The sequence below is a fragment of the Streptomyces sp. NPDC002044 genome, from assembly GCF_040296725.1.
Classification (GTDB): domain Bacteria; phylum Actinomycetota; class Actinomycetes; order Streptomycetales; family Streptomycetaceae; genus Streptomyces; species Streptomyces antarcticus.
Genome location: NZ_JBEOXU010000048.1, coordinates 1 through 18,284 on the forward strand (window position 1 = coordinate 1; position 18,284 = coordinate 18,284).

The 18,284-nt window shown below is 75.2% G+C and carries 12 protein-coding genes; 5 read left to right on the plus strand and 7 right to left on the minus strand.

Features of this window, described 5'->3' with window-relative positions; translation table 11 throughout:
- Window positions 1–115 precede the first annotated feature (115 nt).
- On the minus strand, window positions 116–1,909 hold the full coding sequence (locus tag ABT106_RS14850) for a cell division protein PerM (protein ID WP_351276674.1): 1,794 nt from the start codon (window positions 1,907–1,909) through the stop codon (window positions 116–118).
- A 119-nt stretch (window positions 1,910–2,028) separates the two neighbouring features.
- On the opposite strand from ABT106_RS14850, the gene ABT106_RS32145 reads away from it, so the two are divergent.
- Window positions 2,029–3,942 carry a helix-turn-helix domain-containing protein gene (locus tag ABT106_RS32145; protein ID WP_502979373.1) on the plus strand — a complete coding sequence of 638 codons (1,914 nt, stop codon included), beginning with the start codon at window positions 2,029–2,031 and terminating at the stop codon, window positions 3,940–3,942.
- Window positions 3,943–4,029: 87 nt separating this feature from the next.
- Here ABT106_RS32145 and sucD read toward each other — a convergent pair whose 3' ends face one another.
- The 5 genes from sucD to ABT106_RS14880 form a co-directional block, all read right to left on the minus strand.
- Entirely contained in the window at window positions 4,030–4,920 is an 891-nt protein-coding gene (gene sucD / locus ABT106_RS14860) for a succinate--CoA ligase subunit alpha (RefSeq protein WP_351276676.1), read from the minus strand.
- A 21-nt stretch (window positions 4,921–4,941) separates the two neighbouring features.
- Window positions 4,942–6,120, minus strand: a complete 1,179-nt coding sequence (gene sucC / locus ABT106_RS14865) for an ADP-forming succinate--CoA ligase subunit beta (RefSeq protein WP_351276678.1) — start codon at window positions 6,118–6,120, stop codon at window positions 4,942–4,944.
- A gap of 359 nt (window positions 6,121–6,479) precedes the next feature.
- The gene (locus tag ABT106_RS14870; protein ID WP_351276680.1) at window positions 6,480–7,757 is read right to left on the minus strand and encodes a VWA domain-containing protein; all 1,278 of its coding nucleotides are present in this window, start codon (window positions 7,755–7,757) and stop codon (window positions 6,480–6,482) included.
- Window positions 7,758–7,840: 83 nt separating this feature from the next.
- Window positions 7,841–10,213, minus strand: coding sequence for a DUF5682 family protein (locus tag ABT106_RS14875; protein WP_502979376.1), 2,373 nt, complete (start codon window positions 10,211–10,213; stop codon window positions 7,841–7,843).
- A complete protein-coding gene (locus ABT106_RS14880) occupies window positions 10,171–11,277 on the minus strand; it encodes an ATP-binding protein (protein ID WP_351276684.1) in 1,107 nt (368 codons plus the stop codon). The genes ABT106_RS14875 and ABT106_RS14880 overlap by 43 nt, the downstream gene beginning before the upstream one ends.
- A gap of 134 nt (window positions 11,278–11,411) precedes the next feature.
- Between ABT106_RS14880 and ABT106_RS14885 the strand changes: the two genes are divergently transcribed.
- Window positions 11,412–12,755 carry an SWIM zinc finger family protein gene (locus ABT106_RS14885; protein ID WP_351276686.1) on the plus strand — a complete coding sequence of 448 codons (1,344 nt, stop codon included), beginning with the start codon at window positions 11,412–11,414 and terminating at the stop codon, window positions 12,753–12,755.
- A gap of 282 nt (window positions 12,756–13,037) precedes the next feature.
- Window positions 13,038–14,618: a DUF5691 domain-containing protein gene (locus tag ABT106_RS14890; protein ID WP_351276688.1), complete on the plus strand. Its 1,581-nt coding sequence runs from the start codon at window positions 13,038–13,040 to the stop codon at window positions 14,616–14,618.
- A 444-nt stretch (window positions 14,619–15,062) separates the two neighbouring features.
- On the opposite strand, the gene icmB is transcribed toward ABT106_RS14890, so the two are convergent.
- Complete coding sequence (gene icmB, locus ABT106_RS14895) at window positions 15,063–15,464, minus strand: coenzyme B12-dependent isobutyryl CoA mutase small subunit (protein ID WP_267723181.1); 402 nt, start codon at window positions 15,462–15,464, stop codon at window positions 15,063–15,065.
- A gap of 186 nt (window positions 15,465–15,650) precedes the next feature.
- On the opposite strand from icmB, the gene ABT106_RS14900 reads away from it, so the two are divergent.
- Together ABT106_RS14900 and ABT106_RS14905 are read left to right on the plus strand one after the other, a co-directional pair.
- The gene (locus ABT106_RS14900; RefSeq protein ID WP_351276690.1) at window positions 15,651–16,475 is read left to right on the plus strand and encodes an esterase/lipase family protein; all 825 of its coding nucleotides are present in this window, start codon (window positions 15,651–15,653) and stop codon (window positions 16,473–16,475) included.
- A 78-nt stretch (window positions 16,476–16,553) separates the two neighbouring features.
- Window positions 16,554–18,278, plus strand: a complete 1,725-nt coding sequence (locus ABT106_RS14905) for a M23 family metallopeptidase (protein WP_351276692.1) — start codon at window positions 16,554–16,556, stop codon at window positions 18,276–18,278.
- Window positions 18,279–18,284: the final 6 nt, after the last annotated feature.

The following is an 18,284-nucleotide window of genomic DNA, read 5'->3' on the forward strand; positions in this document are numbered from 1 at the left end:
ATCCGACCCAGCGGGGGGCGCCGCCAGGCCGGACAGGCCGCACATGCCGGCGGGGGCCGGCGCGGGAGCCGGCCCCCGCCGTCGTGCGTCGGGTGCCGTGTGTCGGGTGCCGCCGTCAGGCGTCCGGGGCGGAGCCGGGGGCGGAGTCGGGTTCGGGGTCGGGGTCGGCCCTCCGGCGGGCCATGACCCGTACGCCCGACGCCGGCGGCACCAGCGGCGGGCCGGGCGGGGGCGGGGGCACGGGCGGGGCGGCGGGTGCGGCCACGCCCGGCGGGGACGCCGGGGCCGCCGGGATCGGGATCGGTGTCAGGTCCAGGCTGAACCCTTGGGCGACCGTCACCGGGCGGGGCCGCCTCGGCGCGGCCGGGGCAGCCACCGGCGCCGCGGGCGGGGCGGCGGGGGCCGCCGGAACCGGGTGCACCTGGAACTCCTCGGGCCGCGGCGCCCTGGCCGGGGTCTGCGGCCCTACCGGAGCCGGGGCCGCCACGGGGGCCGGTGGCCGGGCGGGGGCCTGGGGCCGGGTCTCGGGCTGAGCGGACGAGAAGTCCGGGATCAGGGTGCCCGCCGCGCGGCGCAGTGCCGCCCAGCGCACCTCCCGTACGCCGCTGTCGTGCCAGCGGTCGTCCTCCGCGAGGTCCGCGGCCGCCGCACCCTTCGCGGGGCGGGTCCGCCAGGCGTGCACCGACACCGCCACCGGCACGGCGAGCAGCAGCGTCCAGGCGAAGGCCGCCGCGCCCGTCGCCCACCACACCGGCCCGAAGTCGGCCAGGTTCCGGGAACCCAGCGGCCCCGCGGACACCGCCGCGAGCCCGGCCATGGCCAGCCCGCACACGAGGGCGCCCAAGGCCGCCGTGAGAGCGGTCTCCCCGTACGAGACCTCGCGCGCCCGGCGCACCGCGAACCAGCCCACGGCCAGCCCGGCCACCACCGGCACCCCGGCGGCCGCCCAGGTCAGCGGGGTCCCCGGCCCCTCGGGCGGGAGCGCCGCCAGCAGCGGGAAGCGGGGCAGCGCGGGCGATCCCGTGAAGCCGAGCGGGGTCGCGGCCGCGCCGGTCCCCAGGGCGAAGCCGGGGCCGAGGCCGTAGGCGGCGCCCCACACCATGGCGTTCGGGATCAGGGCGAGCGCGAGGAGCAGCACCGCGAACCGGCCCGACCACACCCCGGTCAGGGCCAGGAAGGACCCCTGGACCTCCGCGCCGTGCCACGCGAGCGAGACGCCGACGAGCAGGGCGCCGCCGCCCAGCAGGACCAGCGCCCCACCCGCTCCGGCCCGCAGCGCCAGCGCGTACCGGGGGCGCGCGAATGCCTTCCGTACGCCCCCGGGCCACCAGGACGGCAGCGGGCCGAGGGGACGCCCCCGGGCCGCCCACACCCCGCCGCCCGCGGCGAGCACCGCGACGAGCGGGACGTGCCAGGCCGCGCTGAGCGGATCGGCGGGCATCGGCCCCCCGGCGGCGTACGCCGTGGCGAGGGCTCCGACGGCCAGATAGCCGCAGAGCACGGCGGAGAAGACGGCACTGGCGGGCAGCACGTCCTCGGCGTCCTCCTCCTCGGCGGCGTGGCCCAGCCGGGCGGCGCGCCGCATCAGCAGGACGGGCAGGGCGACGAGCAGCAGGGGCGTCACCCCGACGGGCGCGGGCACCCCGGACAGGGTCTCGTAGCGCACCAGCTCCGTCCCGTGGGCGAGGAGCCACAGTCCGGCGGCCAGGTGCAGGGCCCCGCCGGGGCCGCTGTCGGGGTAGGGGGAGCTGATCCACAGCACGATGACGAGCACGGCGAGGAAGCCGAGCCCGAGGCCGGCCGCCACGGCGCCGCCCATCACGCACGCCGCGGCCGCCGGGGAACGGCGCCTCCCGGCGGTCCGGGGGGCCACAGGCAACGGGGTCCCGCGTTCGGTCACTTGGGTCACCCCGCCATGGTGCCAACGACACGCGCTATGGGCGGGTAACAGGCGAATGCCCGTGGTGTCGCTCAATATACGTTTATGTACTTTATCGCCCAGGTCTGTCGGGTCACGGGGAGTGTGGCATGACACAAAGCGTCGAGACGAGCTCGGAGCGCTCGGAGCTGAGCCTCCCGTCCCCGAAGGAACGCCGCAGACTGCGCGAATCGGCTGCCCTGACGCACGAGGAGGTCGCGGCGGCGATGGGCGTCACCGCGACCACCGTGCGCTCGTGGGAAACGGGCCGTACGGAACCCAGGGGCCGCAAGCGCGAGGCGTACGCGAAGCTCCTGGACACCCTCGCGGACCCACCGGATCCGGGGGCGGAGGCGGAGGCCGGGACCGGCGCCGAAACCGAGGCAGCGGGCGCGGCCTGGGCCGGAGACGGGGCCGAGTCCGGAGACGGGGACGAGGCGCGGACGCCGGACGGGGCGGGCCCCGACCTCGCCCCCGGGGGCTTCGGCCCGGCGGAAGCATCCCGGGACACGGCACCGGCCGGGGCGACGGCCGACGCCGGGGGCCGTACCCCGGACCGGGCGGGCCCCGACACGGGGTACGGCCCGGCGGCGCACGCCTCCCCCGCACCCGCCGCGGTCACGGCAGGCGCGGAAGCGGCCGACGCGGCCGGAGTCGACGCGGACACCGCCGGGATGGCCGGAGCCGGCGCGGCCGAAGGTTCCGCCGACGCGGCCGGAGCCGGCGCCGGGCCCGCCGCCGGAGCCAGCCCGGCACCCGGGGGGCCCGGCTCATCCGGCTCCCCCGGGCCGGCCGACCCGGCCCCCGCGCCACCCGGCGGCTCCGGCCTGCGGGCGGTCGGCGGCGTACGGTCCTTCGCGGGCGGCGGCCCGGCTCAGAATCCGAACCAGGGCCAAAGACAGGCATCCGGCGCCGGAACCCGGCCGAAGCCCGCGGTCAAGCGCGCCTCGAAGCCCCCGGCCGGGGTGCCGCGTCACGAGCCCAAGCCCGCGTATGCCAAGGCCCTGGCCGGCGGCACCGCCCTGACCCCGGGAACCCCCGGAAACGCCGGACCCGCCGGGGCCCCCGAGGCCGCCGAGGCCCCCGAGGCCGCCGAGGCCGCCGGGGCCTCCCCCGGGTCTGCCGGGGACGCGCCCGAGGGCCCCGGCGTGCCGGACCCCGCCGCGGAACCCGGCGCCGCGCCCGGCACGACGGACCCGGAGGGGGCCCGGGCCACCCCGGCCCAGGCATTCGACGCCCTCTACGCCCACGCCGCCCACGCCCTCACCCGGCAGACGTACCTGCTCACCGGCCGCCGCGGCCTCGCCCAGGAGGCGGTGGACCGGGCGTTCCAGCAAGCCTGGGCCCGGTGGCCCGAGGTGGCCGTCGACCCGGACCCGGTGGGCTGGGTGCGCGCGGCCGCGTACGAACACGCCCTGTCCCCCTGGCGCCGGCTGCGCCGGGCCCACCGCGAGCCCGACAAGCCCCCCGTCGAGCCCGCCGACCGGATCCTCCTGGACGCGGTCCTCACGCTGCCCCCCGCGCACCGCCGCACCGTCGTGCTCTACGACGGCCTCGGCCTGGACCTGCCCGACACCGCCGCCGAGACCGAGGCCAGCACCCCCACCGCGGGCAGCCGCCTGATCCACGCGCACGCCGAGCTGTCCGGCCGCATCCCCGAGCTGGCCGCCGTACCGCCCGAGAAGCAGTCCGCGCTGCTGCGCGACCGGCTCGCCGCCCTGTGCCCGGCGGTACGCCTCGAACCGCGCTCCGCCCCCGTCGTACGGGCCGCGGCGGAGCACCGCGCCCGGCTGTGGACCCGGGCCGCCCTCGGGCTGACCGCGGTGATCGCCGTCGCGACCGCCTACACCGCTTCGACCGCCCCGACCCGGTACGAGCCCCCGCGCTCACCCGGCGCGAACGTCTCCGGCGTGCCCCCGCACAGCGGTCCCCAGCGGCTCACCGACGAGAGCCGGCAGCTCCAGGACAAGCTGCGGGACGATCCGCTGGCCGGACCCGGCCGCGTCACCCCGCAGATCGGGTAGCGGGCCGGCGACGGCACGCGAACGGGCGTGGCCCGCGCCCCGAAGGGTGCGGGCCACGCCCGTACACACGTGCCTGGAAGGCGAGGACTACTGAGCGGCGCTCAGGATCGCGCGCGCCAGCTCGGCCGTCTCGGTCGGCGTCTTGCCGACCTTGACGCCCGCGGCCTCCAGGGCCTCCTTCTTCGCCTGCGCGGTACCGGAGGAACCGGAGACGATGGCGCCCGCGTGGCCCATGGTCTTGCCCTCGGGGGCGGTGAAGCCCGCGACGTAGCCGACGACCGGCTTGGTGACGTGCTTGGCGATGTAGTCCGCCGCACGCTCCTCGGCGTCGCCGCCGATCTCGCCGATCATGACGATCAGGTCGGTGTCGGGGTCCGCCTCGAACGCCTCCAGGGCGTCGATGTGCGTCGTGCCGATGACCGGGTCGCCACCGATGCCGACGGCGGAGGAGAAGCCGATGTCACGCAGCTCGTACATCATCTGGTAGGTCAGCGTGCCCGACTTGGACACGAGACCGATGCGGCCGGGCTTGGTGATGTCGCCCGGGATGATGCCGGCGTTGGACTGGCCGGGGGTGATCAGACCCGGGCAGTTCGGGCCGATGATCCGCGTCTTGTTGCCCTTGGCGGTCGCGTACGACCAGAAGGCGGCGGAGTCGTGCACCGCGATGCCCTCGGTGATGACGACGGCCAGCGGGATCTCGGCGTCGATCGCCTCGACGACGGCGGCCTTGGCGAAGGCCGGCGGGACGAAGAGGACGGACACGTTCGCGCCGGTGGCCTCGATCGCCTCCTTGACCGAGCCGAAGACCGGGACCTCGGTGCCGTCGAAGTCGACGGTCGTGCCGGCCTTGCGCGGGTTCACGCCGCCGACGATGTCGGTGCCGTCAGCCAGCATCAGCTTGGTGTGCTTCATGCCCGTGGCACCGGTCATGCCCTGGACGATGACCTTGCTGTCCTTGTTGAGGAAGATAGCCATGTGAGTCTGTGACCTCTGCCCTTACTTCGCAGCCGCGAGCTCGGCGGCCTTGTCGGCCGCGCCGTCCATGGTGTCCACGCGCTGCACCAGCGGGTGGTTGGCGTCCGACAGGATCTTGCGACCCAGCTCGGCGTTGTTGCCGTCCAGACGGACGACGAGCGGCTTGGTGACCGCCTCGCCCTTCTGCTCCAGCAGCGCCAGCGCCTGGACGATGCCGTTGGCGACCTCGTCACACGCGGTGATGCCACCGAAGACGTTGACGAAGACGGACTTGACGTCCGGGTCGCCGAGGATGATCTCGAGACCGTTGGCCATGACGGCGGCGGAGGCGCCACCGCCGATGTCCAGGAAGTTGGCGGGCTTGACGCCGCCATGGTTCTCACCGGCGTACGCGACGACGTCGAGGGTGCTCATGACGAGACCCGCGCCGTTGCCGATGATGCCGACCTCGCCGTCGAGCTTCACGTAGTTGAGGTTCTTCGCCTTGGCGGCGGCCTCGAGCGGGTTCGCGGCCGCGTGGTCCACGAACTCCTCGTGGCCCGGCTGGCGGAACTCGGCGTTCTCGTCGAGCGAGACCTTGCCGTCGAGCGCGATGACGTCGCCGCCGGCGACCTTCGCGAGCGGGTTGACCTCGACGAGGAGCGCGTCCTCGGCGATGAAGGTGTCCCACAGGGTCACGAGGATCTCGGCGACCTTCTCCGCGACCTCGGCCGGGAACTTCGCCTGGGCGACGATCTCGCGGGCCTTCTCGATGGTCACGCCCTCGTTGGCGTTGACGGGGACCTTCGCGAGGGCCTCGGGGGTCTTCTCCGCGACCTCCTCGATGTCCATGCCGCCCTGCACCGAGGCCATGGCCAGGAAGGTGCGGTTGGTGCGGTCGAGGAGGTACGAGACGTAGTACTCCTCGAGGATCTCGGGAGCGGTCTCGGCGATCATCACCTTGTGGACCGTGTGGCCCTTGATGTCGAGGCCGAGGATGTCCGTCGCCCGGGCGACGGCCTCGTCCGGGGTGGCGGCCAGCTTCACGCCGCCGGCCTTGCCGCGGCCGCCGACCTTCACCTGCGCCTTGACGACCGACTTGCCGCCCAGCCGCTCGGTGGCCTCGCGAGCCGCCTCAGGCGTGTCGATGACTTCACCGGCCAGCACCGGTACACCGTGCTTGGCGAAGAGGTCCCTCGCCTGGTACTCGAACAGGTCCACGCGCGTCCGTCCCTTGTCTTCAAAGATTCGCAGTGATTCGCGGTTTTCTGCTATCTGCGTGGGCGTGCCGCGGAGGGCAACGTGACGGCGCTGTCACAAGGAAGGCGCACACGGTGACCGTGGACGCGGCATGTCCGTCCCGCAGGTTATCCCCGTGGGCCGTAGGTCCCTAAATCGCAGATCACACCTGAGCGGTGATACCTGTCACAGATCGCCTCACGGTTGAGCTGGAACTTCGTGCGATCTGCCGGTTCACAGCCGCGCGCGGGGCGCACGGCCGATCGGGGGGAGGGCGGTCGGCCGATCGGGGGGACGGCGGCCGGCGATCGGCGGGAGGGCGGCCGGCGGCGGGCGCGCCGTCAGCCCTCCGGGACGGGCAGCGGCCGCTTCTCCAGTGCCGCCGCCATCACTTCCGGGAACAGGTCGGGGGTGCAGGCGAAGGCGGGTGCGCCCAGTGCGGCGAGCGCGGCGGCGTGCTCGCGGTCGTAGGCGGGGGCACCCTCGTCCGACAGCGCCAGCAGGGTCACGAACTCGACCCCCGCCGCCTTCATCGCGGCGACCCGCTTCAGCATCTCGTCGCGTATGCCGCCCTCGTAGAGGTCGCTGATCAGGACGACCACGGTGTCGGCGGGCCGGGTGATCTTCGACTGGCAGTGGGCGAGGGCACGGTTGATGTCGGTGCCGCCCCCGAGCTGGGTCCCGAAGAGGACGTCCACCGGGTCGTCGAGCTGGTCCGTCAGGTCCACGACGGCGGTGTCGAAGACCACGAGGCGGGTGGCGAGGGAGCGCATGGAGGCGAGGACCGCGCCGAAGACGGAGGCGTAGACGACGGAGGCCGCCATCGACCCCGACTGGTCGATGCAGAGGATCACCTCCTTCTTCACCGACCGCGCCGCCCGGCCGTAGCCGATGAGCCGCTCGGGCACGACGGTGCGGTGTTCGGGCAGGTAGTTCTTGAGGTTGGCTCGGATCGTGCGGTTCCAGTCGATGTCGTGGTGGCGCGGCCGGCTGATCCGGGCGGACCGGTCCAGGGCGCCGGTGAGCGTGGCCCGGGTACGGGCCGCGAGCCGCTTCTCCAGTTGCTCGACCACCTTGCGGACCACGGCCCGCGCCGTCTCGCGTGTCGTCTCGGGCATCGCCTTGTTCAGGGAGAGCAGGGTGCCGACCAGGTGGACGTCCGGCTCGACCGCCTCCAGCATCTCCGGTTCCAGGAGCAGGGCGGACAGGCCGAGCCGCTCGATCGCGTCGCGCTGCATGACCTGGACCACCGAGGTCGGGAAGTACGTACGGATGTCCCCCAGCCAGCGGGCCACCTGCGGCGCGGACCCGCCGAGCCCGGCCGAACGCTCCCCCGACGCCTTGCGGGAGCCGCTGCCGCCACCGCCGTACAGGGCACCGAGCGCGGCGTCCATCGCCGCGTCCCGCCCGGTGAGCGCGCACCCCGTGCCGTCCGCCTCGCCCCCGCCGAGCACCAGCCGCCACCGCCGCAGCCGCTCGTCCCCGCTCGTCCCCCCGGCCCCGTACGCCCCGCCCTCACCGCCGGGTCCGGCCGCGGCGGCCGGGCCGCCCGTCACCGCGCCGCGCACGGGTGCCGCCGCCGCGTCCCGTGCCGCCGTGCGTCCGTCCGTACCGTTCATCCGCCCGTCCCCTTGCACTCGTCGCTCGTCGCTCGTCCTGTCCGCGGAGGCGTTCCCCTCCCGCCCGGCCCCGATGGGAGCCGTCACCCCGGCGTGGCGGGCTCCCTTCCGGTCGCGGTGCCCAGCAGCAGCCGGACCAGGTCCACCACCGCGTCGGCGCGGACCGGGTCCAGCTCCGGTGCGAAGCCCTCGGGGGCGGCGCCCGGGCCGGTCGCCGCGGGCGGGGCGCCCGGGCCCCGGCGGACCAGCTCGCCGAGGGTCCGCTTCACCCCCGGCTCGTACGCCCCGAACGTGCGCCGCAGCAGCGGCAGTACGTCCGTGAAGGCTCGCTCCGGCACCCCCGTCAGCCACGCGTCGATCAGCCCGAGCAGCCGCTCGTCGTGGACCAGCAGCGTGCCGCCGCCGCTCCCGCCGCCCGCGAAGCCCTCGATCCAGCCGGCCGCGTCCGCTGGGGAGGCCGCCGGGGACAGCGCCAGGCCCATCAGCCGCGCGGTCTCCTCGCCCGGCAGCCGGCCGTCGTCGAGGAGCAGCCGGGCCGCCCGCCCGCGTATGAGGCCCGGGACGGTGTCCCGGCCGGCCAGCGTCCGCAGCACCGCGGACCAGCGTTCCCGCAGGCCCTCGTCCGCGTCGGCGAGCAGGCCGACCGCCCCGTGCACCCCGTCGACGTGCCCGCGCAGCTCCGCCGCCGCGTCGGCGTCCAGCCCGGCCGCGCAGGCGGGCGGCAGGGCCACGCAGATCCGCTCGGCGAGCCCGGACGCGACCGTGCCGAGCGCCGCCGCGTCGGTACCGCGGACGTCGCCGTACCGCAGGGAACGGGCCAGGGCCGGCAGGGCCTTGGCGAGCCGCGCCACGTCGGTGTCCAGCGCGGCGCGGTCAGCGAGGGCCCGCAGGACGGCGGGGAGCGCGTCGGAGAGGCCCGCCAGCAGGCACCGCTCGGCCAGCGCGGTCACCTCGCCCAGTTCCCGCGCGCCCGCCGCGTCGGCCTCGGCCCGGGCGGTGGCCGCCGCGAGGACGGTGGTGCCCCAGATCCCGGCCTCGGCGACCCGTACCGACAGCTCCGGCTCCCAGCGCAGCCGCCAGGTCTCGCGGAACGTCCCGGTGCTGCCCCGCGAGGCGGTGGGCGTGCCCCAGTCGACGCCGAGCAGCCTCAGCCGGTGCAGCAGCAGGGACTTGGCCGCGTCGGTGTCCTTGCGCAGGTCGAGCTCCAGCTCACGGTCCTGGGCCTCGGCCTTGAGCCGCAGTGAGCGCTGCTGCCGGGCCAGGTCCCGCATCAGCGGGACGGCGGGCGCCGCGTCGGGGACCTCGCCGAGCACGTCGCCGACGACGAGGCGGTCCTCGATCAGCGCGAGCGGTATGTCGGAGCCGTCGCACATGACCGCCCGGACCGCCTCCAGGGTCTCGGTCAGGCCGGCCAGCGGCCGCCCCCGCAGCGCGGCCAGGGTGTCGGCCAGCCGGACGGCCTCGATGACGTGCGCCGGGGAGACCTGCCGGTCCTCCTCGCGCAGCAGCCCGGCGACCTTGGCCAGCCAGCGTTCCACGGGCCGGTCGGGGGCCGCGAAGAGGTGGGCGTACCAGCCGGGCGAGGCGATCCCGGCTCCGTAGCCGCCGGCCCGGGCGAGCCGGCGGTGGGTCCAGGGCACCCAGGTGGTCTCCACCTTGACCTTGGGCAGGCCGGTGAGCAGCGCCTTGTCCGCGGCGACGGTGGTCTTCGCCCGCAGGGCCGGGACGTGCCAGGCCCCGCAGACCACGGCGTACGCGTCGCCGAACTCCCGGCGGGCGGCCCGCATCCGCTGCCGCATGTGCGCCTCGCGGATCAGGTCCCGGGCGTGTCCTCCGTCGCCGTAGGCGTCGCGCAGGGCGCCCATGGCCTCGCCGAGGGCCTCGAACGCGCCGAGCGGGTCGTACCGCTCCGCCGGGGTCCCGCGGTGTTCGACGACGTCCTCCCACCAGCGTTCGGGGTCGTCGTACCCGGCGGTCTCGGCCAGCACCGCGAGGGGGTCCAGCCGTACGGGGTCCGGCTGTTCGGAGCCCCGCGCGCCGGGCTCCCCTCCACCGGGCCCCCGTCCGCCCCCGGGCTCTCCCGCGCCGGCCAGGGTGTGCGCGGCGGGCAGGTCGATGAACCGCACCGGTACGCCGGCCTCCTGGGCCCAGCGGACGGCGACCCACTCCGGGGAGAAGCCGGCCAGCGGCCAGAACGCGGCGCGCCCGGGGTCGTCGGCGGCGTGGGCGAGCAGGGCGACGGGCGGCCGCATCCCGGGGTCGGCGGCGAGGTCCAGCAGGGCGTCCCCCTCGGGCGGTCCCTCGACCAGCACCGCCCGGGGCCCGGCGGCGTCGAGGGCGGCCCGTACGGCGCGGGCCGATCCGGGCCCGTGGTGCCGTACGCCGAGGAGCAGCGGCCCCGGGGCGGCCGGTGTCACGGGGTCACCTCCCGGCAGGCGCGGTAGAAGTCCTTCCAGCCGTCGCGCTCGCGCACCACGGCCTCCAGGTACTCCTGCCAGACGACCTTGTCGGCGGCGGGGTCGCGGACGACGGCGCCGAGGATGCCGGCCGCCACGTCGGAGGGGCGCAGGACGCCGTCTCCGAAGTGGGCGGCGAGCGCGAGCCCGCCGGTGACGACGGAGATGGCCTCGGCGGTGGACAGGGTGCCGCTGGGCGACTTCACCTTGGTGCGGCCGTCGCCGGTGACGCCGTCGCGCAGCTCCCGGAAGACGGTGACGACGCGGCGGATCTCCTCCAGGCCCTCGGGCGCGGCGGGCAGGTCCAGGGCTCGGCCCAGCTGGTCGACGCGGCGGGCGACGATGTCGACCTCGGCGTCGGCGGTGGCGGGCAGCGGCAGGACGACGGTGTTGAACCGGCGGCGCAGGGCGCTGGAGAGCTCGTTGACGCCGCGGTCGCGGTCGTTGGCGGTGGCGATGAGGTTGAAGCCGCGGACGGCCTGCACCTCGTCGCCGAGCTCGGGTATCGGGAGGGTCTTCTCGGACAGGACGGTGATGAGGGAGTCCTGGACGTCGGCGGGGATGCGGGTGAGCTCCTCGACGCGGGCGGTCATGCCCTCGGCCATGGCCCGCATGACGGGGCTGGGGACGAGTGCCTCGCGGCTGGGGCCGTGCGCGAGGAGGCGGGCGTAGTTCCATCCGTAGCGGATGGCTTCCTCTGGGGTGCCGGCGGTGCCCTGGACGAGGAGGGTGGAGTCTCCGCTGACGGCGGCCGCGAGGTGTTCCGACACCCAGGTCTTGGCGGTGCCGGGGACGCCGAGGAGGAGCAGGGCGCGGTCGGTCGCCAGGGTGGTGACGGCCACCTCGACGATGCGGCGCGGTCCGACGTACTTGGGCGTGACGACCGTGCCGTCGGGGAGTTCGCCGCCGAGGAGGTAGGTGGCCACGGCCCACGGGGAGAGCTTCCAGCGGGCCGGCCGGGGCCGGTCGTCGGCTGCTTCCAGGGCTTTCAGTTCGTGTGCGAAGGCATCTTCGGCGTGCGGTCGGAGCGCCTCGGTGCCGGTCTGCGTCTCGGGCATGGTCATGGTCCCCCTCCAATGCTCGGCAGCCGTTCCCGACTGCTGTGTCCACGGTGCACCACGCCACTGACAACGCGCCTTGTTCGAGGCGTTGTTGCAGGTCAGAGCGATTGTCAGTGGGGTTCCGTACGGTGGTTCACATGACTGAGCAGGGGGTCCGCTGGACAGCGGAACAGGTACTGGCTCTGGCTCCTGACGACGCCTCGCGCAAGGCGGGGGGCAGACTCGGCGGGGCGGGGTCGTGGTCACAGATCGGAGGTTCCGCTTCCGGTTCTGTGTGGGGGTTGTGCAAGGGCAGCGGCAGCAAGCCGTACCAGACGGTCGTGGACCTGACGGGACCGGCGTACAAGTGCTCTTGTCCGAGCCGGAAGTTCCCGTGCAAGCACGCTCTGGGGCTGCTGCTGCTCTGGTCCGCCGAGGGGGCGGGTGAGCCCGGCGAGGCGCCGGACTGGGCTTCGTCATGGCTCGCGGCGCGGGAGGAGAAGGCCGTGCGGACGGCCGCCGGACCGGCCCGGCCGGTGGACGAGGAGGCGGCCAGGCGCCGGGCCGGGCGGCGGGCGGAGCGCGTCGGCGCCGGGGTCGCGGAGCTGGAGCAGCGGCTGACCGACCTGCTGCGCGGCGGCCTCGCGGGCCAGGAGCAGGCGGGGTACGCGGGGTGGGAGGAGACCGCAGCCCGCATGGTCGACGCCCAGGCGCCCGGACTGGCGGGCCGGGTCCGGGAGTTGGGGACGATACCCAGTTGCGGGCCCGGCTGGCCCGCAAGGATGCTGGAGGAGGCGGCGCTGCTGCACCTGCTGGACCGGGCCTGGCTGGGGGTGGAAGGGCTTCCGGAACAGCTCGCCGCGACCGTCCGCAGCAGGGTGGGACTGCCGGCCTCCGGGGAGGGGGAGGCCGTACGGGACCGCTGGCTGGTGCTGGCCCAGTACGACTCGGTGTCGCCGGACGGCCGGCTCACCACCCGCCGGATATGGCTGCGCGGGCTGGGGAGCGGGCGGCCCGCGATGGTGCTGGACTTCGGTCCGCCGGGGCGGCCGCCGGGGCTGGCACTGCCGGTCGGGCTGGTGCTGGAAGCGGAGGTTCGCTTCCGGCCGGGTTCGGCGGGACTGCGGGCCGACCTCGGTGAGCGGTCCGCGGCGGTGGCGCCGTGCGCGGAGGCTCCGGCCGGGGTGACCACGGGGGCGGCGCTGGAGGCGTACGGGGCGGCGCTGCGGCAGGACCCGTGGCTGGAGTCCTGGCCGGTGGTGCTGGGGCCGGTGGTCCCGGTGCCGGGGGAACTCGGCTGGCAGCTGGCGGACGCGCGGGGAACCTGCGCCCTGCCGGTGCCCCTCACCGGGCCGGGCAGCCGGTCCCGCGGGGGTCTGTGGCAGCTGGCGGCGCTGTCGGGCGGGGGCCCGCTGACCGTGTTCGGTGAATGCGGTCATCGGGGTTTCACCCCGCTGACGGCCTGGCAGCCGGGCTCGGCCGAGCCCGTCCCGCTGGTCTGACGGGACGGGGAACACAGGGAAATCGCTGGGGGCCTGGGGGCCCGTATGCCGTCGCCGGAGGCGGCGGGGAGGGGATCGGTACGCGGCGCGGGGGCGCCGTACGGGAGGGAGCGGCGGCGCGGGGGCGCCGGCGTGCGACATCGAGACAGCCGGGGGGCTCTTGTGAACGACAACCACGCCAGCTAGCTGGCGAACGGACCGACGGACGACGGGTACACAGACTGCTCCGGTCCCGCGGAGGGGGCGGGACCGGAGCACCGGCACAGGAGAGGGAGGGGTCCGATGGATAAGCCCGACGAGGAGTACGGGGACTGGGAGGCGCTGGTCGGCGCCGCGCTGCTGGGCACCGACCGGCGGCGGGGCGCGGGCCCCGCCGGTTCGCCGCGGGCCCTGCTGGACGCGGCCGCCGTGCATGCCGTACGACGGCGGGCCGGGCTCCGGCCCGCCCAGGCGGCCGCCCGGCCGGACCCCGCACCGCGCGATCCGCGTCCGGCCCCGCCGGACGCGGCGCGGCGGCGCCTCGCGCAGCTGCTGGCCGGCCGGACCGCCGGGAACGGGTCCGGCCGCCGGGGGGCGGCGCCCGACCTGACGGAGCTGCTGCCGCAGTGGCTGGCCGCCGCCGCACGGCACGGGTACCGCGCACCGGCCGCGCTCGTACCGGCGTTGCTGGACGCCGCCCGGGCCCGTACGGACCTGCGGCCGCAGGCGCTGGCCCTGGCCGGCGCGCGGGGGCTGTGGCTGGCCCGGCTCAACCCCGACTGGCGGTTCGCCCTGCGCGGCGGGGCGGGCGGTGTGGGGGAACTGCCGGAGGTGACCGATCCGGCGGGGGTGGAGCGGCTCTGGCAGGAGGGGCTGTTCGCCGAACGGGTGGCGCTGCTGGGCCTCGTACGGGCGCACGAACCGGCGGCGGCGCTGCGGCTGCTGGAGACGACCTGGCCCACGGAACGCGCCGAGGACCGGCTGATGTTCCTGGACTCCCTGCGGGCGGGGCTGTCCGACGCGGACGAACCGTTCCTGGAGACGGCCCTCGGCGACCGCAGCCGCAACGTCCGGGCCACGGCCGCCGAGCTGCTGTCGGCGCTGCCCCGGTCGGCGCTGGCCGCGCGGATGGCGCGACGGGCCCTGGCCTGCGTGAGCCCCGACGGGGTGGTCCCGCCGGCCGAGTGCGACGCCGGGATGCTGCGGGACGGCGTGGTCAAGCGGCCGCCTGCCGGGCGCGGTGAGCGGGCGTGGTGGCTCGGGCAGTTGGTCGAGGCGGCGCCGCTGTCCTGCTGGGGGGAGCGGTTCGGGGGGCTCGGCCCTGCGGAGATCGTGGCGCTGCCGGTGGCCGCGGGAGAGGGCTGGGCGGAGGAGCTGCACGCGGCGTGGTGCCGGGCGGCGGTGCGCCAGCGCGACGCGCCGTGGTCGCGGGCCCTGCTCGGCGCGCCGTCCGCGCCGCCCGCGGCGGGGCCGGGGACGCCGTCGCTGGCGGAGCGGGCGAAGCTGCTGGAGACCCTGCCGGACGGGGAACGGGCGTCATGGGTGGCGGAGTTCATACGGGCCCACGGCCTGTCGGAGGCGTTCCAGCTGCTCGGCGTGTGCGTGGTCCCGTGGGCCGGAACGCTGGGCCGGGCGGTGGTGGAGGCGCTGGACTCGGCGCGGGAGGCGGGTAGCTACCCGTGGAGCTTCAGCGGGGTGATGGGCCTGGCGGAACGCTGCCTCGACCCCGTGGAGGCCGGTCCCCTGGAGGCCCTGACCGCTGCCACGCAGGATCCGCCGGACGCCTCACCGGGGGCCGCCGCGTACTGGTCAGAGGCATTCCAACGGCTCACGGCCACACTGCGGTTGCGCGCGACGATGCTCACGGAACTCACCCCGCCCTGACCCGGCCGACACGCCGGCGCGGCCCGAACCGACGCCCGCCCGGAACACACCCCGGCCCAACCGGCGGCGGTGGCGCGGCCGCGCGCGAACCCGGCCGACGCGGCACCGGACCGAACCGGCCCGGACCGGTCGAGAAGCAGCGGCCGCAAGCCCGCACGGTTGAGCGACACAGCCCGAACGCACAGTCCGGAACAGCGCGAGCCCGAACGAGCGCAAGCCCCACGCCTCCGCCCCCGCCAGAAGACCGAAGCCTGCGCGAGCCCGACCCCGCAAGCCGAAGCGGGCGCAGGCCCCGCCTGCGGCGGGGCACGGCGGGGGCACGGCGGGGGCTCGGCCGAGCGGGGTCGAGCCGGACCCGCCACCCCGCCGTGCCCCGCCGTGCCCCGCCGTGCCCCGCCGTGCCCCGCCGTGCCCCGCCGTGCCCCGCCGTGCCCCGCCGGGAGGCTACTGGCGGACGTTTCCGCGGACCCAGTCCACGATCGCCGTCGTCGTCGCGCCCGGGGTGAAGATCTCGGCCACGCCCTTCGCCTTCAGCGGGGCGATGTCGTCCTCCGGGATGATCCCGCCGCCGAAGACCTTGATGTCCTCCGCGTCGCGCTCCTTGAGGAGTTCCAGGACCCGCGCGAACAGCGTGTTGTGCGCGCCGGAGAGGATCGAGAGGCCGATCGCGTCGGCGTCCTCCTGGATGGCGGTGTCCACGATCTGCTCGGGGGTCTGGTGGAGGCCGGTGTAGATGACCTCCATGCCCGCGTCCCGCAGCGCCCTCGCGATCACCTTGGCACCGCGGTCGTGGCCGTCGAGACCCGGCTTGGCCACCACCACACGGATCGGACCGGTCACACCCATCGCACTGCCTCCCGAGTGAACGAACGTTAAGTACAGCATCGCGCACGCCACCGTTTCGCGGTCAACCAGGAGGGGGAAATCACACGTGGGACGGCGTTGATTCACCGGCCGCGCCACCGCGCCGACAGCCGCACGGCACGGGGGCGCGGCCGGCGTCCGTCCCAAGAGGCTCAGGGGAGGCCGTCGATGGCGCTGTCCATGCCCTTGTCCGGCGCCGCGCTGCGGGCGGGTGCGCTCGAGGTGGTCGTACTGGGCGGGCACCTGCTGCTCTACCCCACCGGAGTGTGCCAGGAGAAGACCCCCGCCGCGCCACACGCGACACGCCCGGCCGCGACACGCCCGCCCGTACTCCTGATCCACGGGTTCACCGACAACCGCTCCGTCTTCGTCCTGCTGCGCCGCGCCCTCGGGGCGGACGGCCTGCGGCACGTGGAGGCGTACAACTACTCACCCTTCACCCGCGACCTGCGCGTCACCGCCCGCCACCTCGCCCGGCGCGTCGACGAGCTGCGCGAACGCACCGGGCAGGACCGGGTGGACCTGGTGGGCCACAGCCTGGGCGGACTGGTCGGGCGCTACTACGTCCAGCGCCTCGGCGGCGACGCCCGCGTCCGGACCCTCGTCACGCTCGGCACCCCGCACTCCGGCACGCGTGTCGCACCGTTCCTGGACGCACTCCCGCTGGTGCGGCAGATGCGCCCCGGCTCCGAGGTGCTGGCCGAGCTGGCCGAGCCCGCGCCCGGCTGCGCGACCCGGTGCGTGGCGTTCTGGAGCGAGTTCGACGCGGTGATGTCTCCCGTCGGGACGGCCAGGATCGAGCATCCGGACCTCCGCGTGGAGAACGTCCAGGTCACCGGTATCGGACACCTCGCGCTCCCCGCCCACCCGACGGTCATCGCGGCGGTCCGGCTCGCCTTGGACGGAGCCGCGCCGACCGCCGTGGCGAACGCCGCGCCGACGACCGCGCCGATCGCGGCACTCCCAGGGTTGGGTGCCTCTTCCGTCGCGTAGCCGATCGGCGTCCACCAGTCGAACGCATTTCGAACTCAAGGCCAAGGCCGCGTCTTTCAGCGACCGAAAGACGGCCGAATGCCCGGTTCCGGGAATACCGGAACCCGTCGAAGATTGTCGTTGCCAGTAACCGGCGGGTACAGTCACGCCACTGCTCTCCTCCGGGGAACCACACATTCCCCGGCCACCCAGGCCCCCACTGCCGAGGCGAAAGAGAAGTTGGTGAACGACCGCCCCCCGTCGGGCCAGTATCCGGATCTTGGGTACGACGGCCTTACCACCACCACTTTCGCTGGTGACTCGTCCTACGTTTCCTATGAAACGCAGGGTCAAGGGGTCAACTACGCGGCGTACGGCTCCTATGAGACCGGCACGTACGACTCCTCCGCCTGGGCCTCCCAGGACCCGTACCTCTCCACGATCCCGAGCCAGGGCCTCCCCGAGGACACCACGGGCCAGTGGGACGCGAGCGCCTGGACCACACCGGGCACCGACCACTCCGGTTACGCGACGGAGTACCAGCAGCCCGCCGCCTTCGGCTACGACACCTCCGCCGAGCAGACCGGCCACTGGGCGGTCCCGGGATACGGCACCACCGTCGGCACCGAGACCGGCGCGTACGACGCCACCGCCTGGAACACCGTCCCGGAGGCCCAGGCCCCGGCACCGGCCCAGCCCGAGACGACGTACGGGTACGCGTACGCGCAGCACCCCCAGCAGGAGTACGCACAGCAGGGGTACACGCCGGACTACACGTACGAAACGTACGAGGCCCCCGCCCCCTACGCCTACGAGGCCCCGGCCCCCGGCACCGGAGCGGTGACCGAAGCCGACTTCGCCGAATCCGGCTTCGCCGAGTACAGCGAAACCTCCGTCTTCGAGGTGCTCTCCGACGGGACGGACGGAACCGACGGGATCGACGGCCCGCCCGCGTCCCCCCAGGTCCACGACCTCCCCACCCAGGCCATGCCGGTCACCCCGGCGCCCCCGCGCTCCACTCGCCGGACCACCGGCAAGGGCGCCGCGAAGACGAAGGACGCCCCCAAGCCGGCCGGCGGTTCGAGCCGCCGCCGCACCCCCGCGAAGCGTTCCGCCCTGCTGACCGTGGCCGTTCCCTCGGCCTGCGTGATGGGCGTCGCGGGCGTCGCCGCCGCCTCCGTCGGCAACCTCACCGGGACGGAGAAGCCCGCCGAGGACACCACCACGGTGGCCGCACCCGACCCGGCCTCGGTGCAGCCCGTCGCGGCGAACACCAAGCTCGACACCCAACTGGCCGCCCTCAGCGCCGACGCCGGCGACTTCGCGGACCGCGCGAGCCGTACGCAGGAGCGCATCGACCTGCGCCAGCGCCAGGACGAGGAGAAGAAGAAGAAGGCGGAGGAGGCCGCGGCCAAGGAAGCGGCCCGCCCCAAGTTCTCGCTCCCCGTCGCACAGCAGGGCCTCAGCGCCAACTACGGTCAGGCCGGCGGCATGTGGATGTCCGTGCACACCGGCATCGACTTCCCGGTCTCCTACGGGACCCCGGTCATGGCCGCCACCGACGGCACCGTGCGCACCCAGTACAACAGCGCCTACGGGAACATGGCCATAGTGACCTCGGCCGACGGAACCGAGACCTGGTACTGCCACCTCAGCAGCACCAAGATCCGGGGCGGCAAGGTCAAGGCGGGCGAGGTCATCGCCTACTCCGGCAACTCCGGCAACTCCACCGGCCCGCACCTCCACTTCGAGGTACGGCCCGGCGGCGGGGCCTCGATCGACCCCCTGCCGTGGCTCCGCAGCCACGGCCTGGACCCCACGTAACCCCCA

Coding starts and splice junctions, on each gene's coding strand:
- ABT106_RS14900 (WP_351276690.1), top strand. CDS start 15,651: ATGGCGCTGTCCATGCCCTTGTCCGGCGCCGCGCTGCGGGCGGGTGCG.
- sucD (WP_351276676.1), bottom strand. CDS start 4,920: ATGGCTATCTTCCTCAACAAGGACAGCAAGGTCATCGTCCAGGGCATG.
- ABT106_RS14905 (WP_351276692.1), top strand. CDS start 16,554: ATGCCCGGTTCCGGGAATACCGGAACCCGTCGAAGATTGTCGTTGCCA.
- ABT106_RS14870 (WP_351276680.1), bottom strand. CDS start 7,757: ATGAACGGTACGGACGGACGCACGGCGGCACGGGACGCGGCGGCGGCA.
- ABT106_RS32145 (WP_502979373.1), top strand. CDS start 2,029: ATGACACAAAGCGTCGAGACGAGCTCGGAGCGCTCGGAGCTGAGCCTC.
- ABT106_RS14880 (WP_351276684.1), bottom strand. CDS start 11,277: ATGACCATGCCCGAGACGCAGACCGGCACCGAGGCGCTCCGACCGCAC.
- ABT106_RS14885 (WP_351276686.1), top strand. CDS start 11,412: ATGACTGAGCAGGGGGTCCGCTGGACAGCGGAACAGGTACTGGCTCTG.
- icmB (WP_267723181.1), bottom strand. CDS start 15,464: ATGGGTGTGACCGGTCCGATCCGTGTGGTGGTGGCCAAGCCGGGTCTC.
- ABT106_RS14890 (WP_351276688.1), top strand. CDS start 13,038: ATGGATAAGCCCGACGAGGAGTACGGGGACTGGGAGGCGCTGGTCGGC.